Origin of the sequence: Microbacterium resistens (assembly GCF_031456305.1) — a bacterium.
GTDB lineage: Bacteria > Actinomycetota > Actinomycetes > Actinomycetales > Microbacteriaceae > Microbacterium > Microbacterium resistens_A.
In genome coordinates this window covers 284,938-302,069 of sequence record NZ_JAVDUM010000003.1, presented here as the reverse complement: position 1 = coordinate 302,069, position 17,132 = coordinate 284,938, and the positions used below count along the sequence as shown (strand labels likewise).

Here is a 17,132-nt window from a genome sequence, read left to right as displayed (position 1 = left end):
CGGCACCGGGCCCCTGGACTCATCGTCCGGGGCCCTCCCGGTGCGGAGCGAGGCCGGCGATCACGACCCTGTCCCGCACCGCACCGTCCCGCAGCGTCCACGCCCTGCCCGCGTCCGTCTCGGCGTAGGGAGGGAGGTCGCGCACCCCGGCGAGCGTGCGGAGCTCTCGCGCCGCCTCCGCGAGCACGAGCGCCTCGCCCTCCTGGCGCAGCTCCTGCCAGAGCGAGAGACGCCGCTGCCAGCCGTCCGGGTCTCCGACGATCACCAGGCGGCGGGTCTCGCCGCCGACACCCGCCAAGTTCTTCGGGCCCGCCAGATCCCCCGTGCCCGCCAGCTCCCCCAGGCCCGTCAGGTCCCTCAGCGCCGTCCCTGGCGGCAGTGCGCCCAGGGCGCGGACCACGACCTCGGGATGCGCGGCGGCGATCGACGCAGCGGTCCGCGCCGCCATCGGCGCGACGACGGCCGTGACCCGTGCAGAAGGCGCCCAGTGCGGGCTCGCCGTCCCGACGGGATCGTCGTCCCCCGGCCCTTGCGACAGCCTCCGGGCACCATCCCCTCTGCGGAGACCATCCCCTCTGAAGGGACTACCGCCGAGACCGGCGCCGAGGGCGAACTGGACCTCCCGTCCGTCGAGCCTGGCCCGACCGTCCGGACGCATCGGATCGAAGGAGCTCCCCTCGCCTCCTGCTGCGAGATGCTCCGCACGGCCCGGCAGCCGGAGGAGCGCCCGTCGCGGGAGCAGATCCGCGATCGCGGCCACGACGCCGGCGCAGCGGGCCGCGGTGACCACGACGACGGTGCCGTGGGAGGGCGCCCGGCGCACGACCCGCTGCATCGTCTCCGCCCAGGCCGAGGAGTAGTCGATCGGATAGCGCGCCAGGATCGCATCGAGGTCGTCGCAGAGGAGCAGGCGCGGATAGGCGATGCTGCCGTCGTCGAGACCGGTGAGCATGCTCCACGCCGACTCAGGGTCCCGAGGCACCACCAGGCAGGACGCGCTCTGCTGTCGCAGGGTCGCGAGGACAACGGACTTCCCGGACGCCGGGCCGCCGAACACGGCGAGCCCCCTGTCCCGTCCCGGCGCGAGCACCAGGATCGGCTGACGCTGCCGGTCCGGCTCATCGGCGATCCCGAGGACGAAGCCGTCCGGCGGGATGTCGCCAGGATGCTCGCGCCGCAGCTCCTCGACGGTGACCGACGTGGGGAGCGACGGCAGCCAGGGGCTCAGCGCACGCGCACTGCCGTGGTGCGCCGACGCCGCGGTCCGCACATCGGCGCTGCGCGTGCGCGCGACGCGGAACGACAGCGCCTCCGCGTCGCGCGGACGACGGATGAGGGCAAGACCCCTCCCCGAGCCGTCGCCGGGGAGCTGTGCGGCGGCGTCGGATCCGAGCATCAGCCGACTGTCCTGCGGATCGGTGACGCGCAGGGAGATCCGCAGCGGACAGTTCGCGGCGAGAGCCTCGCGGATCACGCCCGTCGCCCGCTGGGTGCCGAGGACGAGGTGCATCCCGAGGGCCCTGCCCCGGGCGGCCACGTCGGTGAAGACCGCGCCGAGATCCGGATGCTCCTGCAGGAGCGCCGCGAACTCGTCGACGACGAGCACGAGTCTCGGCAGAGCGCCGCCTGCCTCCTCGACGGACCTCGCCCCGCGCTCCGCGAGGAAGGCCTCCCTCCGCCGGAGCTCGGCGCGAAGGCTCAGCATCCCCCGCTCGGCGCTCGGGCCGTCCAGATCCGTGATGACCGCGGCGACATGCGGCAGCTCCCGGAGCGGGTCGAACGCGGTCCCTCCCTTGAAGTCGGCCAGGACGAAGACCACCTCCTCCGGCGGGTGCGCCATGGCGAGGGAGGTCACCCAGGTGACCAGGAGCTCGCTCTTGCCCGAGCCCGTCACCCCGGTGACCAGCGCGTGCGGACCGTCCTCCACCAGGTCGACCGCCACCACCGTGCGAGCATCGCGCCCGATGGCCGCCCGAAGAACACCCCCGGGAACGCCCCCGAAGGTGTTCCCGAGATCGTCGCTGAGAGCGCCGTCACTCCGTCCGACGGCGCCGCCGTCCTGGAGCAGCTCCGCGAGCATGACCTCGGCGGGCGGTCCCGCCGGCGTGGTGCGATCCGCCGCGAGCCCTCCGGCGATCAGGGCGCCCTGCGCCGCCGACAGTCCCTCGACCGCGCAGCGGGCCTCCTCGGCTCCGGCCGACCGCACGACGGCGCACGCGGGGTCCTCGACGTCGAGGACCGTCGCGATCCCCGCCGGAGGGGTCGCCCCGGGCGCCACGAGAACCATCCGTATCGTGTTCGGCGCTCCCTCCGCCACCGGCCGCTCCCCCGTCTCCACCTGCATCGTGCGCAGTCCGCGAGCGGGAGACCCTCCGTGCGGTGCGTCCTGAAGACCGAGGGCCGCCACCCCCTCTCCCGTCAGACGCAGCGCCTCGGCGGAGTAGCGGAGGCATGCCTGGAGCACCAGGGCACGAAGCACGGCTCGCGCGACGGGCCCCGTTCCACGGACGCAGACACCGCCGTCCAACGGCACGGTCATGGTCGCGCCGTCGAGCATCCGATGACGCTCCATGAACTCTCGCGCACGCTCGCCGCCCCCTCCCGAGAAACGCACGGGGCTGGGGATCGACCCGACTCCGATCGCGAGCCGGTCGCCGGCCGCGATCCGCACCGAACGCAGGGGCGGGCGCCTCAGGCACTCCGCGACATCAGGCCAGGAGCGCCGCCGCAGACGCCGCTCCGCCTCCACGCGCTCGGCGTGCCCCCGCTCGACCCGCGCCCAGTCCGCCCGTTCCTCCTCTCCGGCGTTCCTGGACTCCGCGCGCCGGTGCCGTGCGGAGTCGAAGAACGACGCCGCCAGCATGAGCGGGCCGAGGGCGGCGAAGCAGAGGGTGAGGAGGGAGCCGGTGAGCCCCCACATCAAGAGGCCGGCCGCGACCGGGACGGCGGCGGCGAGGAGGGGCAGCGGCGCTCGTCGCGGGCGACCTGCGCCCGTCGGGAGGATGAGGGGGTCTGCGGGATCCATGACGGCAATCCCACCGGATCGACGTCGCTCACGGGACGCCGATCCCCAAAGGTGTGGACTACTCCGCGGCCACGCCGTCGGTGGAGGAGACGCTGTTCCGGCGGGCGACGTCGATGACGATCACGGTCACGTTGTCCCTCCCACCGTTCTCGAGAGCCGCGGCGAGCATCGCGTCCACGGCTCCGGCCGCCTCCGGCTGCTGGGTCAGGAAGTGCTGGATGCCGTAGTCCGTAAGCTCCTTGGTGAGCCCATCGGAGCAGATCACGAAGCGATCGCCGTCACGGACGGCGAACTCCCGGTAGTCCGGGGGCGTCGCCTCGCTGACGCCGACCGCACGTGTGATCACGTTGCTGTAGGGGTGTCCCTCCGCCTCCTCGGGGCTCAGCCGGCCGGCGGTGATGAGCTCCTGGACCACGGAGTGGTCGGTGGTGATCTGGGAGAGCGTGCCGTCGCGGAGCAGATAGACCCGCGAGTCCCCAATGTTCAGCGACACCCATCGCGGCTCGTTCGCATCGGGCTGCAGGTAGACGCCGGTGAGGGTCGTCCCCGTGCCCTCGTCCGTGGTGTCGGGGTGCTGTCCGATGTCGGCGACGGCGGCGACCAGCGCCTGCTCGATCGACGACGCCGAGATCTCCCCCGCGCCGACCGCCTCCTGCAGACGCGCGATGGTGCGCTGACTGGCGATCTCGCCGCCGGCATGGCCCCCCATCCCGTCGGCGACGACGAAGAGCGGGTACTCGGCGAGGAAGGCGTCCTGATTGTTCTCCCGGCGCCTCCCCTTGTCGGTGGCGCCCGCCCAGCGGATGCCGATGACGTCGCCGGACGCGAGAGCGATCTCCCGCGTGTGCGGCGTCGACGTCTGGGTCACTGGTGGCCTCCCCATCCTCGGACGATCCTCGTGACCGCCGGAGTCTCACACATCGTAGTCGAAGACCGACCCGCCGCTCACGCCGCGGGGTCGGCGGGGAGCGGGAAGAACGCGTCGATCGTCGCCAGGTCGTCCGCCGTCGGCGTCCAGGCGGCACCCGCACGCGCGTTCGCCTCGACCTGCTCCGGGGTGGTCGCCCCTGCGATCACGGACGAGACGGCGGGCCGTGCCAGGAGCCAGCCGAAGGTGGCCTCCAGCATCGTGATGCCCCGCTCGTCGCAGAACGCGCGATAGGCGTCGAGCGCGTCCCAGGGGGCGTTCTCCCACAGATGCGCCCTGGTCGACATGATCCGACTGTCGGACGGTCCGCCCTCGCGGGTGAACTTGCCGGTGAGCAGTCCGTTGTGGAGCGGGAAGTACGGGAAGAAGCCGAGGCCGTAGCGCTCGACCGCCGGCAGCACCTCGCGCTCCGCGGCGCGAGCGAGCAGCGAGTAGTGGTTCTGCGCCGACACGAACCGCGATCCGCGGCGCTGACGGGCCGTGAAATCGGCCTCGGCGACCTGCCATCCCGTGAAGTTCGAGTGCCCGAAGTAGCGGATCTTGCCTTCCCGCACCAGATCGTCGAGCGCGTCGATCGTCTCATCGATCGGCGTCTCGGGATCGGGGAAGTGCAGCTGGTATAGGTCGATCCAGTCGGTGCGCAGACGACGGAGGGACTCCTCCACGGCACGACGGATGTAGCGTCGCGAGCCCATGCCGGCCGGGAAGTCGTATCCCATGTCGTAGCGACCGTGACCGAACTTGGTCGCGAGCACCACGCGATCCCGTCGACCCTCGAGCGCCTCCCCCATGAGCGTCTCGCTGAGCCCCGGGTCCTTGCCGTACATGTCCGCCGTGTCGAGCAGCGTGATGCCGCTGTCGATCGCCGCGTCGAGCACCAGTCTGGTGCCCTGCAGAGTCTGGGTCGCGGTGCCCGCACGTCCGAAGTTGTTGCAGCCCAGCCCGACAGCGGAGACGAGGAGCCCGGAGGAACCGACACGACGTTCAGTGGTCACCATGCCTCCACGCTATCAACCCGAGGACCCCGCGGCGCGCACGGAGAAGGCCCCCGATCCGAGGATCGGGGGCCTTCTCTCGTGTCATGCCGGGGGCGTGCTCGGATCGGCCGGAGGCTGCTCTCCACCGGTCTCCGGAGCCGCAGGAGGTGCGACCGGCGGCGCGGGGGGTGCGGGCGGAGCCATCGGCGGGACCGGGGGCGTGACCGGCGGGACGGGAGGCGTGACCGGCGGGACGGGAGGCGTGACCGGCGGCGGGACCTGGCCGGGCTGAGCCGGCGGGAAGCCCTGCGGGGCCTGCGGCTGCTGATAGCCGGGCTGGGCGGGAGCCGGGTAGCCCGGCTGCTGCGGAGCCTGATAGCCCTGCGGCGGCTGGTAGCCGGGCTGCTGCGGAGCCTGGTAGCCCTGCGGAGCCTGGTAACCCTGTGGCGCGCCATAGGCACCGTAGGCACCGGGAGCGGGAGGGGCCGCCGCAGGCTGGACCGGGATGCCCGCCCACTGCGTGCGGTCGCCGAAGAAGCTGTTGGCCGCCCAGGGGGCCGGGGCGATGTTCGGGTTCCAGCGCGAGCGGTCGAAGGCGTTGATGCCCAGCCAGATGACGCTGAGGAAGACGTAGAGGACCACCCAGACCGCGTCCTTCTGCAGCTTCAGGCCGATCCGCCAGGCCGCGAGGATCATGACCACCGCACCGCCCAGCGAGAGAAGCCCCGCGAAGAAGTTGATGATCGGGATCCCGCTCAGCACGATCGCACCGCCCCAGGCGATGAGGGGCAGCCATGGTGACAGGTCTCCGAGCTTGGCGAAGACCATCGTGTTGTAGAGCGGCACCCAGGCCCGCCACTTCCCCTCGACGCCTGCCTTCTCGAAGACCTTCATCATGAAGATCGACGTGATGACATAGCCGATGATGCCTACGATCAAGGCGAAGAGGATGAACCCGCCGATGATCGCAAAGTACGTACCGTCGCTATAGCTCATGGAACCCTCCGGTGGACGTGGCGATGCGGGCCGCATCGCGTCATAAACAATAGCGCGCAACCATGTCGGATGCATGGCGCTTCTGTGAAAAGGACTTCTAGGCGGGCGGGGTGGAAGCCTGGGCGATGACGAGCTCGATCACGCTCGGATCCTCGGTCTCCCGCAGATCGATCCCGGCAGAGCCCGCCCAGGAGAGGAGGCCCCGACGTGTGGTCGCCCGTGGACGCCCCTCGGCGAGGGTCCGCACGAGGTCGCCTTTCGCATGCTTGTTGAAGTGGTTGAGCGCACGCCCCGTGTCGGTCACGACCCGGACATAGACGGAGGGGACCTCGGCTGGGATCGGCCCGAGCGAGACGTACGCCTCGGAGCGCAGGTCGAGCACGAAGGACGGCGCCGCCTCCCGCATGGCCGCGCTCACCGCATCGGCCCAGAGGCGTCGGAGCGGGGGAAGCCCGGGCACGGCGACCGCTGCCCCGAGCCGATAGGACGGGATCCGATCCAGCGCCCCGACCGGGCCGAACGGGGCGCTGTGGATCCAGACGTGCGTCCCCAGCCAGCGCCGCGCTGCCGCGGACAGGGAGGGCGCGTCGAGAGCGTCGTACAGCACGCCGGTGTAGCGGTCGACCGCCGGCATCGTCGGCGCGGTGCGCAGCTCTGCGTTGTGGACGATCTCACCGCGCTGACGGTCGCTCAGCTTCAGCACCCTGGCCGCGGCGTCCTCGTCCCCCGCCAACGCGATCAGCGCATCGATGGCGCGCTCGCGCTCCGGCCGCAGGCCGGGAAGCGCCCATGTCTCGAGCGCTGCCGGACGACGGGAACCGCCAGGGCGCTTGGTCTCCGAGGGCGGGAGGAGGATCTTCATGGGTCTCCTGGACAGACGGCGAGAGGGAGGCCCCGAAGGACCTCCCTCTCGCGTCGATCGATTCTCAGGCGATGAGCGCCGCGTTGCCGGCGACGATCGTCAGCACGCCGCCCTCCATCGAGAGGAAGCCGTCCTGCGCGTTCGCGAGCACCTTGGATCCGTCCTCCTGGGTGATCCGCACCTGCCCCTCGGCGAGGATGGCGAGCACCGGCTCGTGCCCGGGCATGATGCCGATCTCGCCCTCGACGGTCTTGGCGACCACGAGGCTCGCCTCACCCGTCCAGACCTCCGCATCCGCGGAGACGAGACTGACGTGAAGGGTTGCCATGATCAGGCGTTCTCCTTCTGGATCTGCGCCCACTTCTCCTCGACGTCGCCGATGCCTCCGACGTTGAAGAAGGCCTGCTCGGCCACGTGGTCGTAGTCACCGCGGCAGATCGCGTCGAACGACTCGATCGTGTCCTTCAGCGGGACCGTGGAGCCCTCGACGTTCGTGAACTTCTTCGCCATGTAGGTGTTCTGCGAGAGGAACTGCTGGATGCGACGTGCACGCGACACGACGATCTTGTCCTCTTCGGAGAGCTCGTCGACACCGAGGATCGCGATGATCTCCTGCAGCTCCTTGTTCTTCTGCAGGATCTGCTTGACCGTGGTGGCCACGCGGTAGTGGTCCTGGCCCAGGTAACGGGGGTCCATGATCCGCGAGGTCGAGGTCAGCGGGTCGATCGCCGGGTACAGACCCTTCGACGCGATCTCACGCGAGAGCTCGGTGGTGGCGTCGAGGTGGGCGAACGTCGTCGCCGGCGCGGGGTCGGTGTAGTCGTCCGCCGGGACGTAGATCGCCTGCAGCGAGGTGATCGAGTGTCCGCGGGTCGAGGTGATGCGCTCCTGCAGGAGGCCCATCTCGTCGGCCAGGTTCGGCTGGTAGCCCACCGCGGACGGCATGCGGCCGAGCAGGGTCGACACCTCGGAGCCGGCCTGGGTGAACCGGAAGATGTTGTCGATGAAGAGCAGCACGTCCTGCTTCTGCACGTCGCGGAAGTACTCCGCCATCGTCAGAGCCGAGAGCGCCACGCGAAGGCGGGTCCCCGGCGGCTCGTCCATCTGGCCGAAGACGAGGGCGGTCTTGTCGAAGACGCCCGCCTCCTCCATCTCGTGGATCAGGTCGTTGCCCTCACGGGTGCGCTCGCCGACACCGGCGAACACCGACACACCGCCGTGGTCCTGCGCGACGCGCTGGATCATCTCCTGGATGAGGACGGTCTTGCCCACGCCCGCGCCGCCGAACAGGCCGATCTTGCCGCCCAGCACGTACGGGGTGAGGAGGTCGATCGACTTGATGCCGGTCTCGAACATCTGGGTCTTGGACTCCAGCTGATCGAAGTTCGGCGCCTTGCGGTGGATCGGCCAGCGCTCGGTGATCTCGATCTTCTCGCCCGGCTCGGCGTTGAGGACCTCGCCGATGACGTTGAAGACCTTGCCCTTGGTCACGTCGCCGACGGGGACCGAGATGGCCTCGCCGGTGTCGCGGACCTCTTGACCGCGGACCAGGCCGTCGGTCGGGTTGAGCGCGATCGCCCGGACGAGGTCGTCGCCGAGGTGCTGTGCGACCTCGAGCGTGATCTCGGTCGACTCCTGGCCGATCGTGATCGTCGTCTTGAGCGCGTTGTAGATGTCGGGGATCGAGTCGTGCGGGAACTCGATGTCGACGACCGGTCCGTTGACGCGCGCGACGCGCCCGACGACCGCGGTCGTGGCGATTTCAGCCGTGGCGGTGGTGGTCATTTCTTCGTCTCTCTCTTAGAGGCTTACTTGCTCGACGCCAGTGCGTCGGCGCCACCGACGATCTCGGCGATCTGCTGAGTGATCTCGGCCTGCCGCGCGTTGTTGCGGAGGCGTGTGTAGTCGGTGATGAGCTTGTCGGCGTTGTCGCTGGCGGACTTCATCGCCTTCTGCGTCGCGGCCTGCTTGGCGGCCGAGGACTGCAGGAGGGCGTTGAAGACGCGGCTCTGGATGTACACCGGCAGGATCGCGTCCAGCACGGTGGCCGCGTCCGGCTCGAACTCGTACAGCGGGTAGACGGCGCTTCCCGCCTCGGACTCGTCGGCCTCGGCGATCTCCAGCGGAAGCAGACGGACCGTCTCCGGGCTCTGCGTCATCATGCTGACGAACCGGTTGTAGACGAGGTGGATCTCGTCCACTCCCCCGGCGTCGCCGCCGCGTTCGAACGACTCCAGCAGCGTCGCCGAGATCTCCTCGGCCGTGTGGAACGAGGGGGTGTCGGTGTCGCCGGTCCACTCGGCCGCTGCCGCGATCCGACGGAACTGGAAGTACCCGACGGCCTTGCGGCCGACGAGGTAGAACACCGGCTCCTTGCCCTGCTCGCGCAGGAGCTCCGCCATCTCCAGACCCTCACGGAGGATCTGCGAGTTGAAGGCTCCTGCGAGTCCGCGGTCCGAGGAGAAGATCACGACCGCGGAGCGGCGGATCGTCTCGGGTTCGCGGGTCAGCGGGTGATCGACGTTGGAGTGCGTCGCGACGGCGGAAACAGCCCGCGTCACGGCGCGCGCGAACGGCGACGAGGCCTTCACGCGCGCCATGGCCTTCTGGATGCGCGAAGCCGCGATGAGCTCCATCGCCTTCGTGATCTTCTTGGTCGTCTGAGCAGAAGAGATCTTCTGCTTGTAGACCCGGAGTTGTGCGCCCATGTCTCAGTCTCCTCCGCGACTACGCGCGACGGCCCTTGACGATCTTCTCCTGGTTCACGTCGTCGACGGCCGCAGCCGCGTGCTCCTCGTGACCGGGAGCGCCGATGCCGTGGTTCTTGCCGCCCTGGAACTCGAGGACGAAGGCGTCGGTGGCCTTCTCGAGCGTCGCGAGGGTGGCGTCGTCCAGGACGTTGGTCTCGCGCAGGGTGTCCAGCACCGTGGTGTTACGACGCAGGTGATCCAGCAGCTCGCGCTCGAAGCGCAGCACGTCCTCGACCTCGATGGTGTCGAGCTTGCCGTTGGTGCCGGCCCAGATCGAGACGACCTGGTCCTCCACCGGGTACGGCGAGTACTGCGGCTGCTTGAGCAGCTCGGTCAGACGTGCACCGCGCGCCAGCTGGCGGCGGGACGTGGCGTCGAGGTCGGACGCGAACATCGCGAAGGCCTCGAGCGAGCGGTACTGCGCGAGCTCCAGCTTCAGGGTTCCGGAGACCTTCTTGATCGACTTCACCTGGGCGTCGCCTCCGACGCGGGACACCGAGATGCCGACGTCGACGGCCGGACGCTGGTTGGCGTTGAACAGGTCGGACTGCAGGAAGATCTGGCCGTCGGTGATCGAGATCACGTTGGTCGGGATGTACGCCGACACGTCGTTGGCCTTGGTCTCGATGATCGGCAGGCCGGTCATCGAGCCCGCGCCCAGCTCGTCGGAGAGCTTCGCGCAGCGCTCGAGCAGACGGGAGTGCAGGTAGAAGACGTCACCCGGGTAGGCCTCGCGCCCCGGCGGGCGGCGGAGGAGGAGGGAGACGGCACGGTAGGCCTCGGCCTGCTTCGACAGGTCGTCGAAGATGATCAGGACGTGCTTGCCGCCGTACATCCAGTGCTGACCGATGGCCGAGCCCGTGTACGGGGCCAGGTACTTGAAGCCGGCCGGGTCCGAGGCGGGGGCCGCGACGATGGTGGTGTACTCCATCGCTCCGGCCTCTTCGAGCGCGCCCTTGACGGAGGCGATCGTCGAGCCCTTCTGGCCGATGGCGACGTAGATGCAGCGCACCTGCTTGTCGGTGTCGCCGGACTCCCAGTTGGCCTTCTGGTTGATGATCGTGTCGATCGCGATCGCGGTCTTGCCGGTCTGGCGGTCGCCGATGATCAGCTGACGCTGGCCGCGGCCGACCGGGATCATCGCGTCGATGGCCTTGATGCCGGTCTGCATCGGTTCGTGCACGCTCTTGCGCTGCATGACGCCGGGCGCCTGGAGCTCGAGTGCGCGGAAGCCCTCGGTCGCGATCTCGCCGAGACCGTCGATCGGGGTGCCGAGCGGGTCGACCACGCGGCCGAGGTAGCCGTCGCCGACCGGGACCGAGAGGACCTCACCCGTGCGGGTGACCTCCTGCCCTGCCTCGATGCCGGCGAAGTCGCCGAGGACGACCACGCCGATCTCGTGCTCGTCGAGGTTCAGGGCGAGGCCCTTGGTGCCGTCGCCGAAGGTCACGAGCTCGTTCGCCATCACGCCGGGCAGTCCCTCGACGTGAGCGATGCCGTCGGCTGCGTCGATGACCGTGCCGACCTCGGTCGCCGCGGCTCCCGTGGGCTCGTACGCGGCGACGAAGTCCTTCAGCGCGTCACGGATGACGTCGGGGCTGATCGAAAGTTCTGCCATTGTCTTCCCTTTGTATCTGGGTGCGCGGTTCCCCGCGCGAAGTCCGTTTGTCAGCCCGCGAGCTTCTGCCGGAGGCCGGCGAGGCGGGCGGAGAGGCTGCCGTCGATCACGTCGTCCGCGACCTGCACGCGCAGACCGCCCACGACCGTGGCGTCGATGACCTCGTTGAGCGCGACCTGGTGGCCGTAGCGTCGCGCGAGGAGGTCGGTGAGGCGGGTGCGCTGCTGCGCCGACAGCGGCGATGCGGTGTGCACCATGGCGACGATCCGGTCGCGCTGGGCCGAGACGATCCGCATCGCGCGGCTCAGCTGCTGGCGGATCCGGCGCTCGCGCGGCTGGCGGACGAGCGAGGTGATGATCAGGGCGGTGGCCGGGCTCACCCGTCCGCCCACGAGCGTCTGCACGAGCGTGCCCTTGGCGGCGCCGTCGCCGAGCCTGCTGCCGAGGGCCAGCTCCAGCTCGGGGTTGGCGGCGACCAGGCGCAGCACCGAGAACAGCTCGCCCTCGATGTCGGCCTCCGGGGCGGCGATCGCGGTGGCCCGCACCGCGAGCTCCTCGATGCCGTCGATGAGCTCGGCGGCGTTGGACCAGCGCTCGCTCACCGCGGCACGGAGGACGTCCTGCACCGGCGCCGAGAAGCCCGCGAACACGTGCGAGACGACGGCCTTCCTGGCATCCACGGGGGCTGAGGGGTCGGCCAGCGCGCCGCTCAACGCCGAGGTCTCCCCCACGGTGCGTGCGGCCGAGAAGAGCTCGCCCGCACCGTCGAGGGTGATCCCCTGCGCCGCGGCCAGCGCCTGGCTCGACGCGGCGAGCGCCTGAGTGGTCGCGCTGCCCATTACTTCGCCGCCTCGGACGCCTCGAGGTCCGCGAGGAAGCGGTCGACGACCGCGGTCGCGCGAGCGTCGTCGCTGAGCGTCTCGCCCACGACCCCGCCTGCGAGGTCCAGAGCGAGCGTTCCGACCTCGCCGCGCAGCGAGACGAGCGCCGCCTGGCGCTCCGCCTCGATCTGCGCGCTGGCGGTCGAGGAGATGCGCGCGGCCTCGGCGCTGGCGGTGTCCTTCGCCTCGGCGACGATCTTCTTGCCGTCCTCGCGGGCGGCCTCACGGATCTCACCGGCCTCGACGCGGGCTTCCGCCAGCTGGCGGGTGTACTCCTCGAGCGCGGCCTCGGCCTGCTTCTGGGCCTCGTCCGCCTTGGCGATGTTGCCTTCGATCGCGGCCGAGCGCTCGTCGAGCATCGCGGTCAGGCGCGGGAGGGCGACCTTCCACACGACGACGAGGATGATCAGGAACCACAGCCCGGACCAGATGATGTCGTACCACGCAGGGATGAGGGGGTTCTTCGCCTCGCCCTCGGCTGCGAGGCTCGTGACAAGAGCGTGAAGCATCCTGTCTCCTTCAGAGGTCGGTATGGCTTACGGGAAGGGGATGAATCCGACGGCGATGCCGACGAACGCAAGCGCCTCGGTGAAGGCGATACCGATCCACATGAGGACCTGGAGGCGACCGGCCAGCTCGGGCTGGCGGGCGACGCCCTCGATGGTCTTGCCGACCACGATGCCCACACCGATGGCGGGACCGATGGCGGCGAGGCCGTAGCCGACCGACGCGAGGTGGCCGTTGATGTCTGCGAGAACCGTAGTAGCGTCCACGGATTTTTCCTTTCGTTGTGGGCGGCGGAGAGTGATGCCGCCCGCGATGTGCTCTTTAGTGCTCTTCTGCGACCGCGAGCTGAATGTAGACCGCGGTGAGGACGGTGAAGACGTAGGCCTGGAGGACGGCGACCAGGATCTCGAAGAGAGTGAAGGCGCCGCCGAAGGCGAGGGTTCCGACGCCGAGGGCGGCCCAGCCGCCTCCCGCCGTGAAGAAGAAGAACTGGGTGGCCGCGAAGCACAGCACCAGCAGCATGTGGCCGACGACCATGTTCATCAGCAGTCGCAGCATCAGCGTGACCGGACGCAGGATGAAGGTGGAGACTAGCTCGATGACCGCCACGATCGGCAAGGCGAAGCCCGGGACGCCCTGCGGCATCAGCGCGTTCTTGAAGAACCGGAAGCCGTGGCGGCGGATGCCCGCGTAGATGAAGGTGACGTAGCTGACCACGGCGAGCAGCAGCGGGACGGCAGCGATGCTCGTCCCGGCGATGTTCAGGAACGGGATGATCCCCGTGATGTTCATGAACAGCACCATGAAGAAGATGGTCGCCAGGATCGGCAGGAACCGGTCGCCGTCCTTGCGCCCGAGCAGGTCGTGCGCGATGCCGTTGCGGACGAACCCGAGGCCCATCTCGACGAGGCTCTGGAAGCGGCCGGGCACGACGCGCATGCGTCGGGTGCCGAGCCAGAGGACCAGCACGATGGCGATGACGGAGAGGAACTGCACCAGGTGGATGCGGTGCACGGGGATACCGGCGACCTGGAAGAGGATCTCGGGGAAGAACTCGTCGATGGACGGACCGTGGAACTCGCCACCGTCGGCAGCCAAACGGGGGATCATGGTCGCAGCAAGATTAAACAGCGCGGGCTCCAGCTTCGGGGCACCGGTTCAAACCGGGGCGACGACGGTCGGTGTGCTTCACGGCGCATCACTCGCAGTCCGCGAGCGGGCTCTTGTATCAGCCTATCAGACCCGAGAGTTTCCTGAATCCGCGCCGCCCTCGCCCTCCGCGGCGCCGGCAGGAGTACCCTCCTGCACCCCGGGCGCCCGATCCTCGGGGACCTCGGTGGGAAGGGTCGTGTCGCTGACGTTCGGGAGCCGCATCCGGCTGAGGACGATGACGTCGACGATCAGCGACATCAGGACGCCCGCGACGATCGACAGGAAGAAGACCATCGGCGAGATCCACGGCTGTCCGCGGAGCACGATCATGACCACGACGAACAGCCCGAGCTTGAGCAGCCAGCCGCCAAGGACGATCGCGAAGAACAGTTGGACGTAGAGCGGCTCGCCGTACCAGCGGTTGGCGACGAGGATGCTGATCGCCGTGATCGCGAGGAACACGACGGCCAGGAGCACGCCCACCAGGCCGCTCCAGACCCCGGAGGGACCGGCGACGATCCCCCCGACCACGGCGGCGACCACCGCGAGGGCGGCGGCGGCGCCCGCCGACCAGATCAGGGTGCGGCGCAGGATCGGGGTGCTGGATACAGGGCTCGGGCTCATCGGGGATCCTCGGGGTCGGTGACGGCGGCGGGGATGGAGGGGCGGGAGGCGGGGGCGCTGCGCCGGGACGGGAGGAGCGTGACGACGAGACAGGCGGCCACGCCGACGACGCCGAAGAGGACGCCGGCGAGATAGTCCCCGTACCAGCCCTCCCTCGTGCCGACGTACATCAGCAGGACCGACAGCGAGATGATCGCGGTCCAGGCGTAGAAGATGAGGACGGCGTCGCGGTCCCGGTGCCCGAGGTCCAGCATGCGGTGGTGGAGGTGCTTCCGGTCCGGGGAGAACGGCGACTTCCCCGCCCTCATCCGGCGGAAGACGGCGAGGCCGAAGTCCAGCAGCGGGAGCAGCACGACGACCACCGGCAGCAGGATCGGGATGAACGCGCCGAGGAGCTGGGACCGGCCGAACAGCTCCGGGTTGAGCATCGCCGGGTTCAGCTGGCCGGTGAGGGCGACGGCGGAGGTCGCCATCAGGAGGCCGATGACGAGGGCGCCGGAGTCGCCCATGAAGATCTTCGCCGGGCTCCAGTTCAGCGGGAGGAAGCCGATGCACGCGCCGATGAGGACGGCGGCGATGAACGAGGCGAGGTTGAAGTAGGTGGACTGTCCGGTGTCCCTCGCGACGGTGTAGGAGTACGCGAAGAACACGCCGTTCGCGATCAGGCAGACCCCGGCGACGAGACCGTCGAGCCCGTCGATGAAGTTGACGGCGTTCATCACCACGACGATCGCGAACATCGTCAGCGCGATGCTCACCCAGCTGGAGCCGACGAAGAGCTCCCCGATCGGGAGCGAGAGGATCTGCAGGCCGCCGACGACGGTCACGATGCCCGCCGCGAGGAACTGGGCGCCGAGCTTGATCATCCAGTCCAGGTCCCAGAGATCGTCGATGACGCCGACGACGGCGATGAGCAGGGCGGCGCCCAGCACCGCCCACATGGTCTGGGGCGGCGCCCAGATGATCGAGAAGAACGGGTTCGCGGAGGAGACGGCGATGGCCGCGGCGATGCCCAGGAAGATGGCGACGCCGCCGAGCCGCGGCGTCGGCGTCGTGTGCACGTCGCGGTCGCGGATGCCGGGGTAGATCTTGAACCGGAGGCTCAGCTGCCACACGGCCCAGGACAGGGCGAGGGTGATCGCCGCCGTCAGGATGATCGTGAAGACGTACTGCTTCACGCGGGCTCTTCGAGGAGGTCGCCGAGGATGCGCCGGAGATCCTCTCGCGCGACGGCGCCGTTGCGGAGCACCCGTACCCTCGCCTCCTCGCCGCCGGGACGCACGAGGGACGTCGCGTCGACGATCGTGGAGGAGATGCCGGTCGGGCTCGGTCCGTTGTCGAGGTAGACCGACACGCTGTCGCCGAGCATCCGCTCCGCCGCGCCGATCTCGACCGCCGCGTCCTTGCCGGTGAGGTTCGCGCTGGACACCGCGAGCGGCCCCGTCTCCTCCAGCAGCTCCAGCGTCGCCCGCGTCTGCGGCATCCGCACGGCGACCGTGCCGTGCGTCTCGCCGAGATCCCAGACCAGCGAGGGTTGGGCCGGGAGGACGATGGTGAGCCCGCCGGGCCAGAACTCGTCCACCAGGCGCTGCACGGGCTCGGGAACGGACTCGGCGAGGGCGTTCAGCGTCGCCGCGTTGCCGACCAGGACGGGCGGCGGCTGGTCCCGCCCCCTCCCCTTCGCCGCGAGGAGACGCTGCACCGCCGCGGGGTTGAAGGCGTCGGCACCGACGCCGTAGACCGTGTCGGTGGGAAGGACGATGAGCTCGCCGCGGCCGATGGCCTGGCGCGCGTGGCGCATGCCGGTGAGGAGCTGATCCGCATCACGGCAGTCGAAGACGGAGGACATGACCCCTCAGTCTACGCGCGTGCTCCTGACGATCCGATCAGGGTCGCACGGCGGTCGTCGCCCTGTCCCGCAGCGTGAGGTCGCGGTGCGTGGCCGCGGCGAGCCATCCGTCCCCCTCCAGGATCTCCCGGATCTGCGCGCCCTGGAGCTCTCCGTGCTCGAGCACGACGGTCCCTCCCTGACGGAGCAGCGCGAGCGCGCGCCGACTGATGATCCGGACGACGTCGAGCCCATCCTCTCCGCCGTAGAGCGCGAGGGCGGGGTCGAAGAGGCGCACCTCCGGATCGCGCGGGATCGCCGCGTCCGGGACGTACGGCGGGTTGGAGATCACCACGTCGGCGCGTCCCTCGAGGCGCGCGAACGCCTCGCCGAGGTTGACGAGCTCGAGGGTGAGGTTGTCCGCGCCCGCGGTGTTCCGCCGCGCCCAGGCGTGCGCCTCGGGCGAGACCTCCGCCGCATAGACGCGGGAGTGCGGGACCTCGGTCGCCATGGCCAGGGCGATGGCGCCGCTCCCGGTGCCGAGGTCGATGCCGATCGGCTCCGGCGTCGCCGAGGCCAGCAGCGCGTCGATCGCGAACTGGACGACCGTCTCCGTCTCCGGCCGGGGCACGAAGACGCCGGGCCCCACGGCGAGCTGGAGGTGACGGAAGGGCGCGGTGCCCGTGATGTGCTGGAGCGGCTCCCGCGTCGATCGGCGGGAGACGAGCGCGGCGAGGGCGTCGGCCTCGCCGTCCGCGACCGCATCGCCACGGACGACGGCGGCCTGCACCTCCCCCCGGCCCATGCCGAGGACGTGGCCGGCGAGCAGCTCCGCGTCCACCGTGGGATCGGGGACGCCCGCCTCGGCGAGGACGCGCGCGGCGTCGCGGAGGAGGTCGGAGATGGTGTGCGGCACGGCGACCCAGCCTAGTCAGTCGCCGCGGAGCCGTCCGTCACATTGCCTCGGGCGCCCACCCTCTCGCC

Annotated in this window: 17 protein-coding genes; all 17 read right to left on the bottom strand. The window is 70.1% G+C overall.

The window, feature by feature from the left end; translation table 11 throughout:
* Positions 1 to 19: 19 nt before the first annotated feature.
* The 17 genes from J2Y69_RS05280 to prmC all read right to left on the bottom strand — a co-directional run bounded on the left by J2Y69_RS05280 (position 20) and on the right by prmC (position 17,064).
* On the bottom strand, positions 20 to 3,025 hold the full coding sequence (locus J2Y69_RS05280) for an FtsK/SpoIIIE domain-containing protein (protein ID WP_310018287.1): 3,006 nt from the start codon (positions 3,023 to 3,025) through the stop codon (positions 20 to 22).
* A 58-nt stretch (positions 3,026 to 3,083) separates the two neighbouring features.
* Positions 3,084 to 3,893, bottom strand: a complete 810-nt coding sequence (locus J2Y69_RS05275) for a PP2C family protein-serine/threonine phosphatase (RefSeq protein ID WP_310018285.1) — start codon at positions 3,891 to 3,893, stop codon at positions 3,084 to 3,086.
* A 77-nt stretch (positions 3,894 to 3,970) separates the two neighbouring features.
* Positions 3,971 to 4,951: an aldo/keto reductase gene (locus J2Y69_RS05270; protein ID WP_310018283.1), complete on the bottom strand. Its 981-nt coding sequence runs from the start codon at positions 4,949 to 4,951 to the stop codon at positions 3,971 to 3,973.
* An 81-nt stretch (positions 4,952 to 5,032) separates the two neighbouring features.
* Complete coding sequence (locus J2Y69_RS05265) at positions 5,033 to 5,926, bottom strand: DUF5684 domain-containing protein (RefSeq protein WP_310018280.1); 894 nt, start codon at positions 5,924 to 5,926, stop codon at positions 5,033 to 5,035.
* Between the two features lie 97 nt (positions 5,927 to 6,023).
* On the bottom strand, positions 6,024 to 6,788 hold the full coding sequence (locus tag J2Y69_RS05260) for a YaaA family protein (protein ID WP_310018278.1): 765 nt from the start codon (positions 6,786 to 6,788) through the stop codon (positions 6,024 to 6,026).
* 64 nt (positions 6,789 to 6,852) lie between these two features.
* Entirely contained in the window at positions 6,853 to 7,116 is a 264-nt protein-coding gene (locus tag J2Y69_RS05255; RefSeq protein ID WP_310018276.1) for a F0F1 ATP synthase subunit epsilon, read from the bottom strand.
* Between the two features lie 2 nt (positions 7,117 to 7,118).
* A complete protein-coding gene (gene atpD / locus J2Y69_RS05250; protein ID WP_310018274.1) occupies positions 7,119 to 8,573 on the bottom strand; it encodes a F0F1 ATP synthase subunit beta in 1,455 nt (484 codons plus the stop codon).
* A 23-nt stretch (positions 8,574 to 8,596) separates the two neighbouring features.
* Positions 8,597 to 9,496 (bottom strand): F0F1 ATP synthase subunit gamma, encoded by a 900-nt coding sequence (locus tag J2Y69_RS05245; RefSeq protein WP_310018272.1) that lies wholly within the window; start codon positions 9,494 to 9,496, stop codon positions 8,597 to 8,599.
* Between the two features lie 19 nt (positions 9,497 to 9,515).
* On the bottom strand, positions 9,516 to 11,156 hold the full coding sequence (gene atpA, locus J2Y69_RS05240) for a F0F1 ATP synthase subunit alpha (protein WP_310018270.1): 1,641 nt from the start codon (positions 11,154 to 11,156) through the stop codon (positions 9,516 to 9,518).
* Positions 11,157 to 11,206: 50 nt separating this feature from the next.
* Positions 11,207 to 11,995, bottom strand: a complete 789-nt coding sequence (locus J2Y69_RS05235; protein WP_310018268.1) for a F0F1 ATP synthase subunit delta — start codon at positions 11,993 to 11,995, stop codon at positions 11,207 to 11,209.
* The gene (locus J2Y69_RS05230; RefSeq protein ID WP_310018266.1) at positions 11,995 to 12,546 is read right to left on the bottom strand and encodes a F0F1 ATP synthase subunit B; all 552 of its coding nucleotides are present in this window, start codon (positions 12,544 to 12,546) and stop codon (positions 11,995 to 11,997) included. Before J2Y69_RS05230 ends, J2Y69_RS05235 begins: the two co-directional genes overlap by 1 nt.
* Before the next feature lie 27 nt (positions 12,547 to 12,573).
* Positions 12,574 to 12,810 carry an ATP synthase F0 subunit C gene (gene atpE, locus J2Y69_RS05225; protein ID WP_042541851.1) on the bottom strand — a complete coding sequence of 79 codons (237 nt, stop codon included), beginning with the start codon at positions 12,808 to 12,810 and terminating at the stop codon, positions 12,574 to 12,576.
* A 55-nt stretch (positions 12,811 to 12,865) separates the two neighbouring features.
* The gene (atpB, locus tag J2Y69_RS05220) at positions 12,866 to 13,654 is read right to left on the bottom strand and encodes a F0F1 ATP synthase subunit A (RefSeq protein ID WP_310018263.1); all 789 of its coding nucleotides are present in this window, start codon (positions 13,652 to 13,654) and stop codon (positions 12,866 to 12,868) included.
* Positions 13,655 to 13,780: 126 nt separating this feature from the next.
* The gene (locus tag J2Y69_RS05215) at positions 13,781 to 14,320 is read right to left on the bottom strand and encodes a hypothetical protein (RefSeq protein WP_310018261.1); all 540 of its coding nucleotides are present in this window, start codon (positions 14,318 to 14,320) and stop codon (positions 13,781 to 13,783) included.
* Positions 14,317 to 15,498, bottom strand: a complete 1,182-nt coding sequence (locus tag J2Y69_RS05210) for an MraY family glycosyltransferase (RefSeq protein ID WP_310018259.1) — start codon at positions 15,496 to 15,498, stop codon at positions 14,317 to 14,319. Before J2Y69_RS05210 ends, J2Y69_RS05215 begins: the two co-directional genes overlap by 4 nt.
* A complete protein-coding gene (locus tag J2Y69_RS05205) occupies positions 15,495 to 16,169 on the bottom strand; it encodes an L-threonylcarbamoyladenylate synthase (protein WP_310018257.1) in 675 nt (224 codons plus the stop codon). The genes J2Y69_RS05210 and J2Y69_RS05205 overlap by 4 nt, the downstream gene beginning before the upstream one ends.
* Before the next feature lie 37 nt (positions 16,170 to 16,206).
* Complete coding sequence (gene prmC, locus J2Y69_RS05200) at positions 16,207 to 17,064, bottom strand: peptide chain release factor N(5)-glutamine methyltransferase (RefSeq protein WP_310018255.1); 858 nt, start codon at positions 17,062 to 17,064, stop codon at positions 16,207 to 16,209.
* Positions 17,065 to 17,132 lie beyond the last annotated feature (68 nt).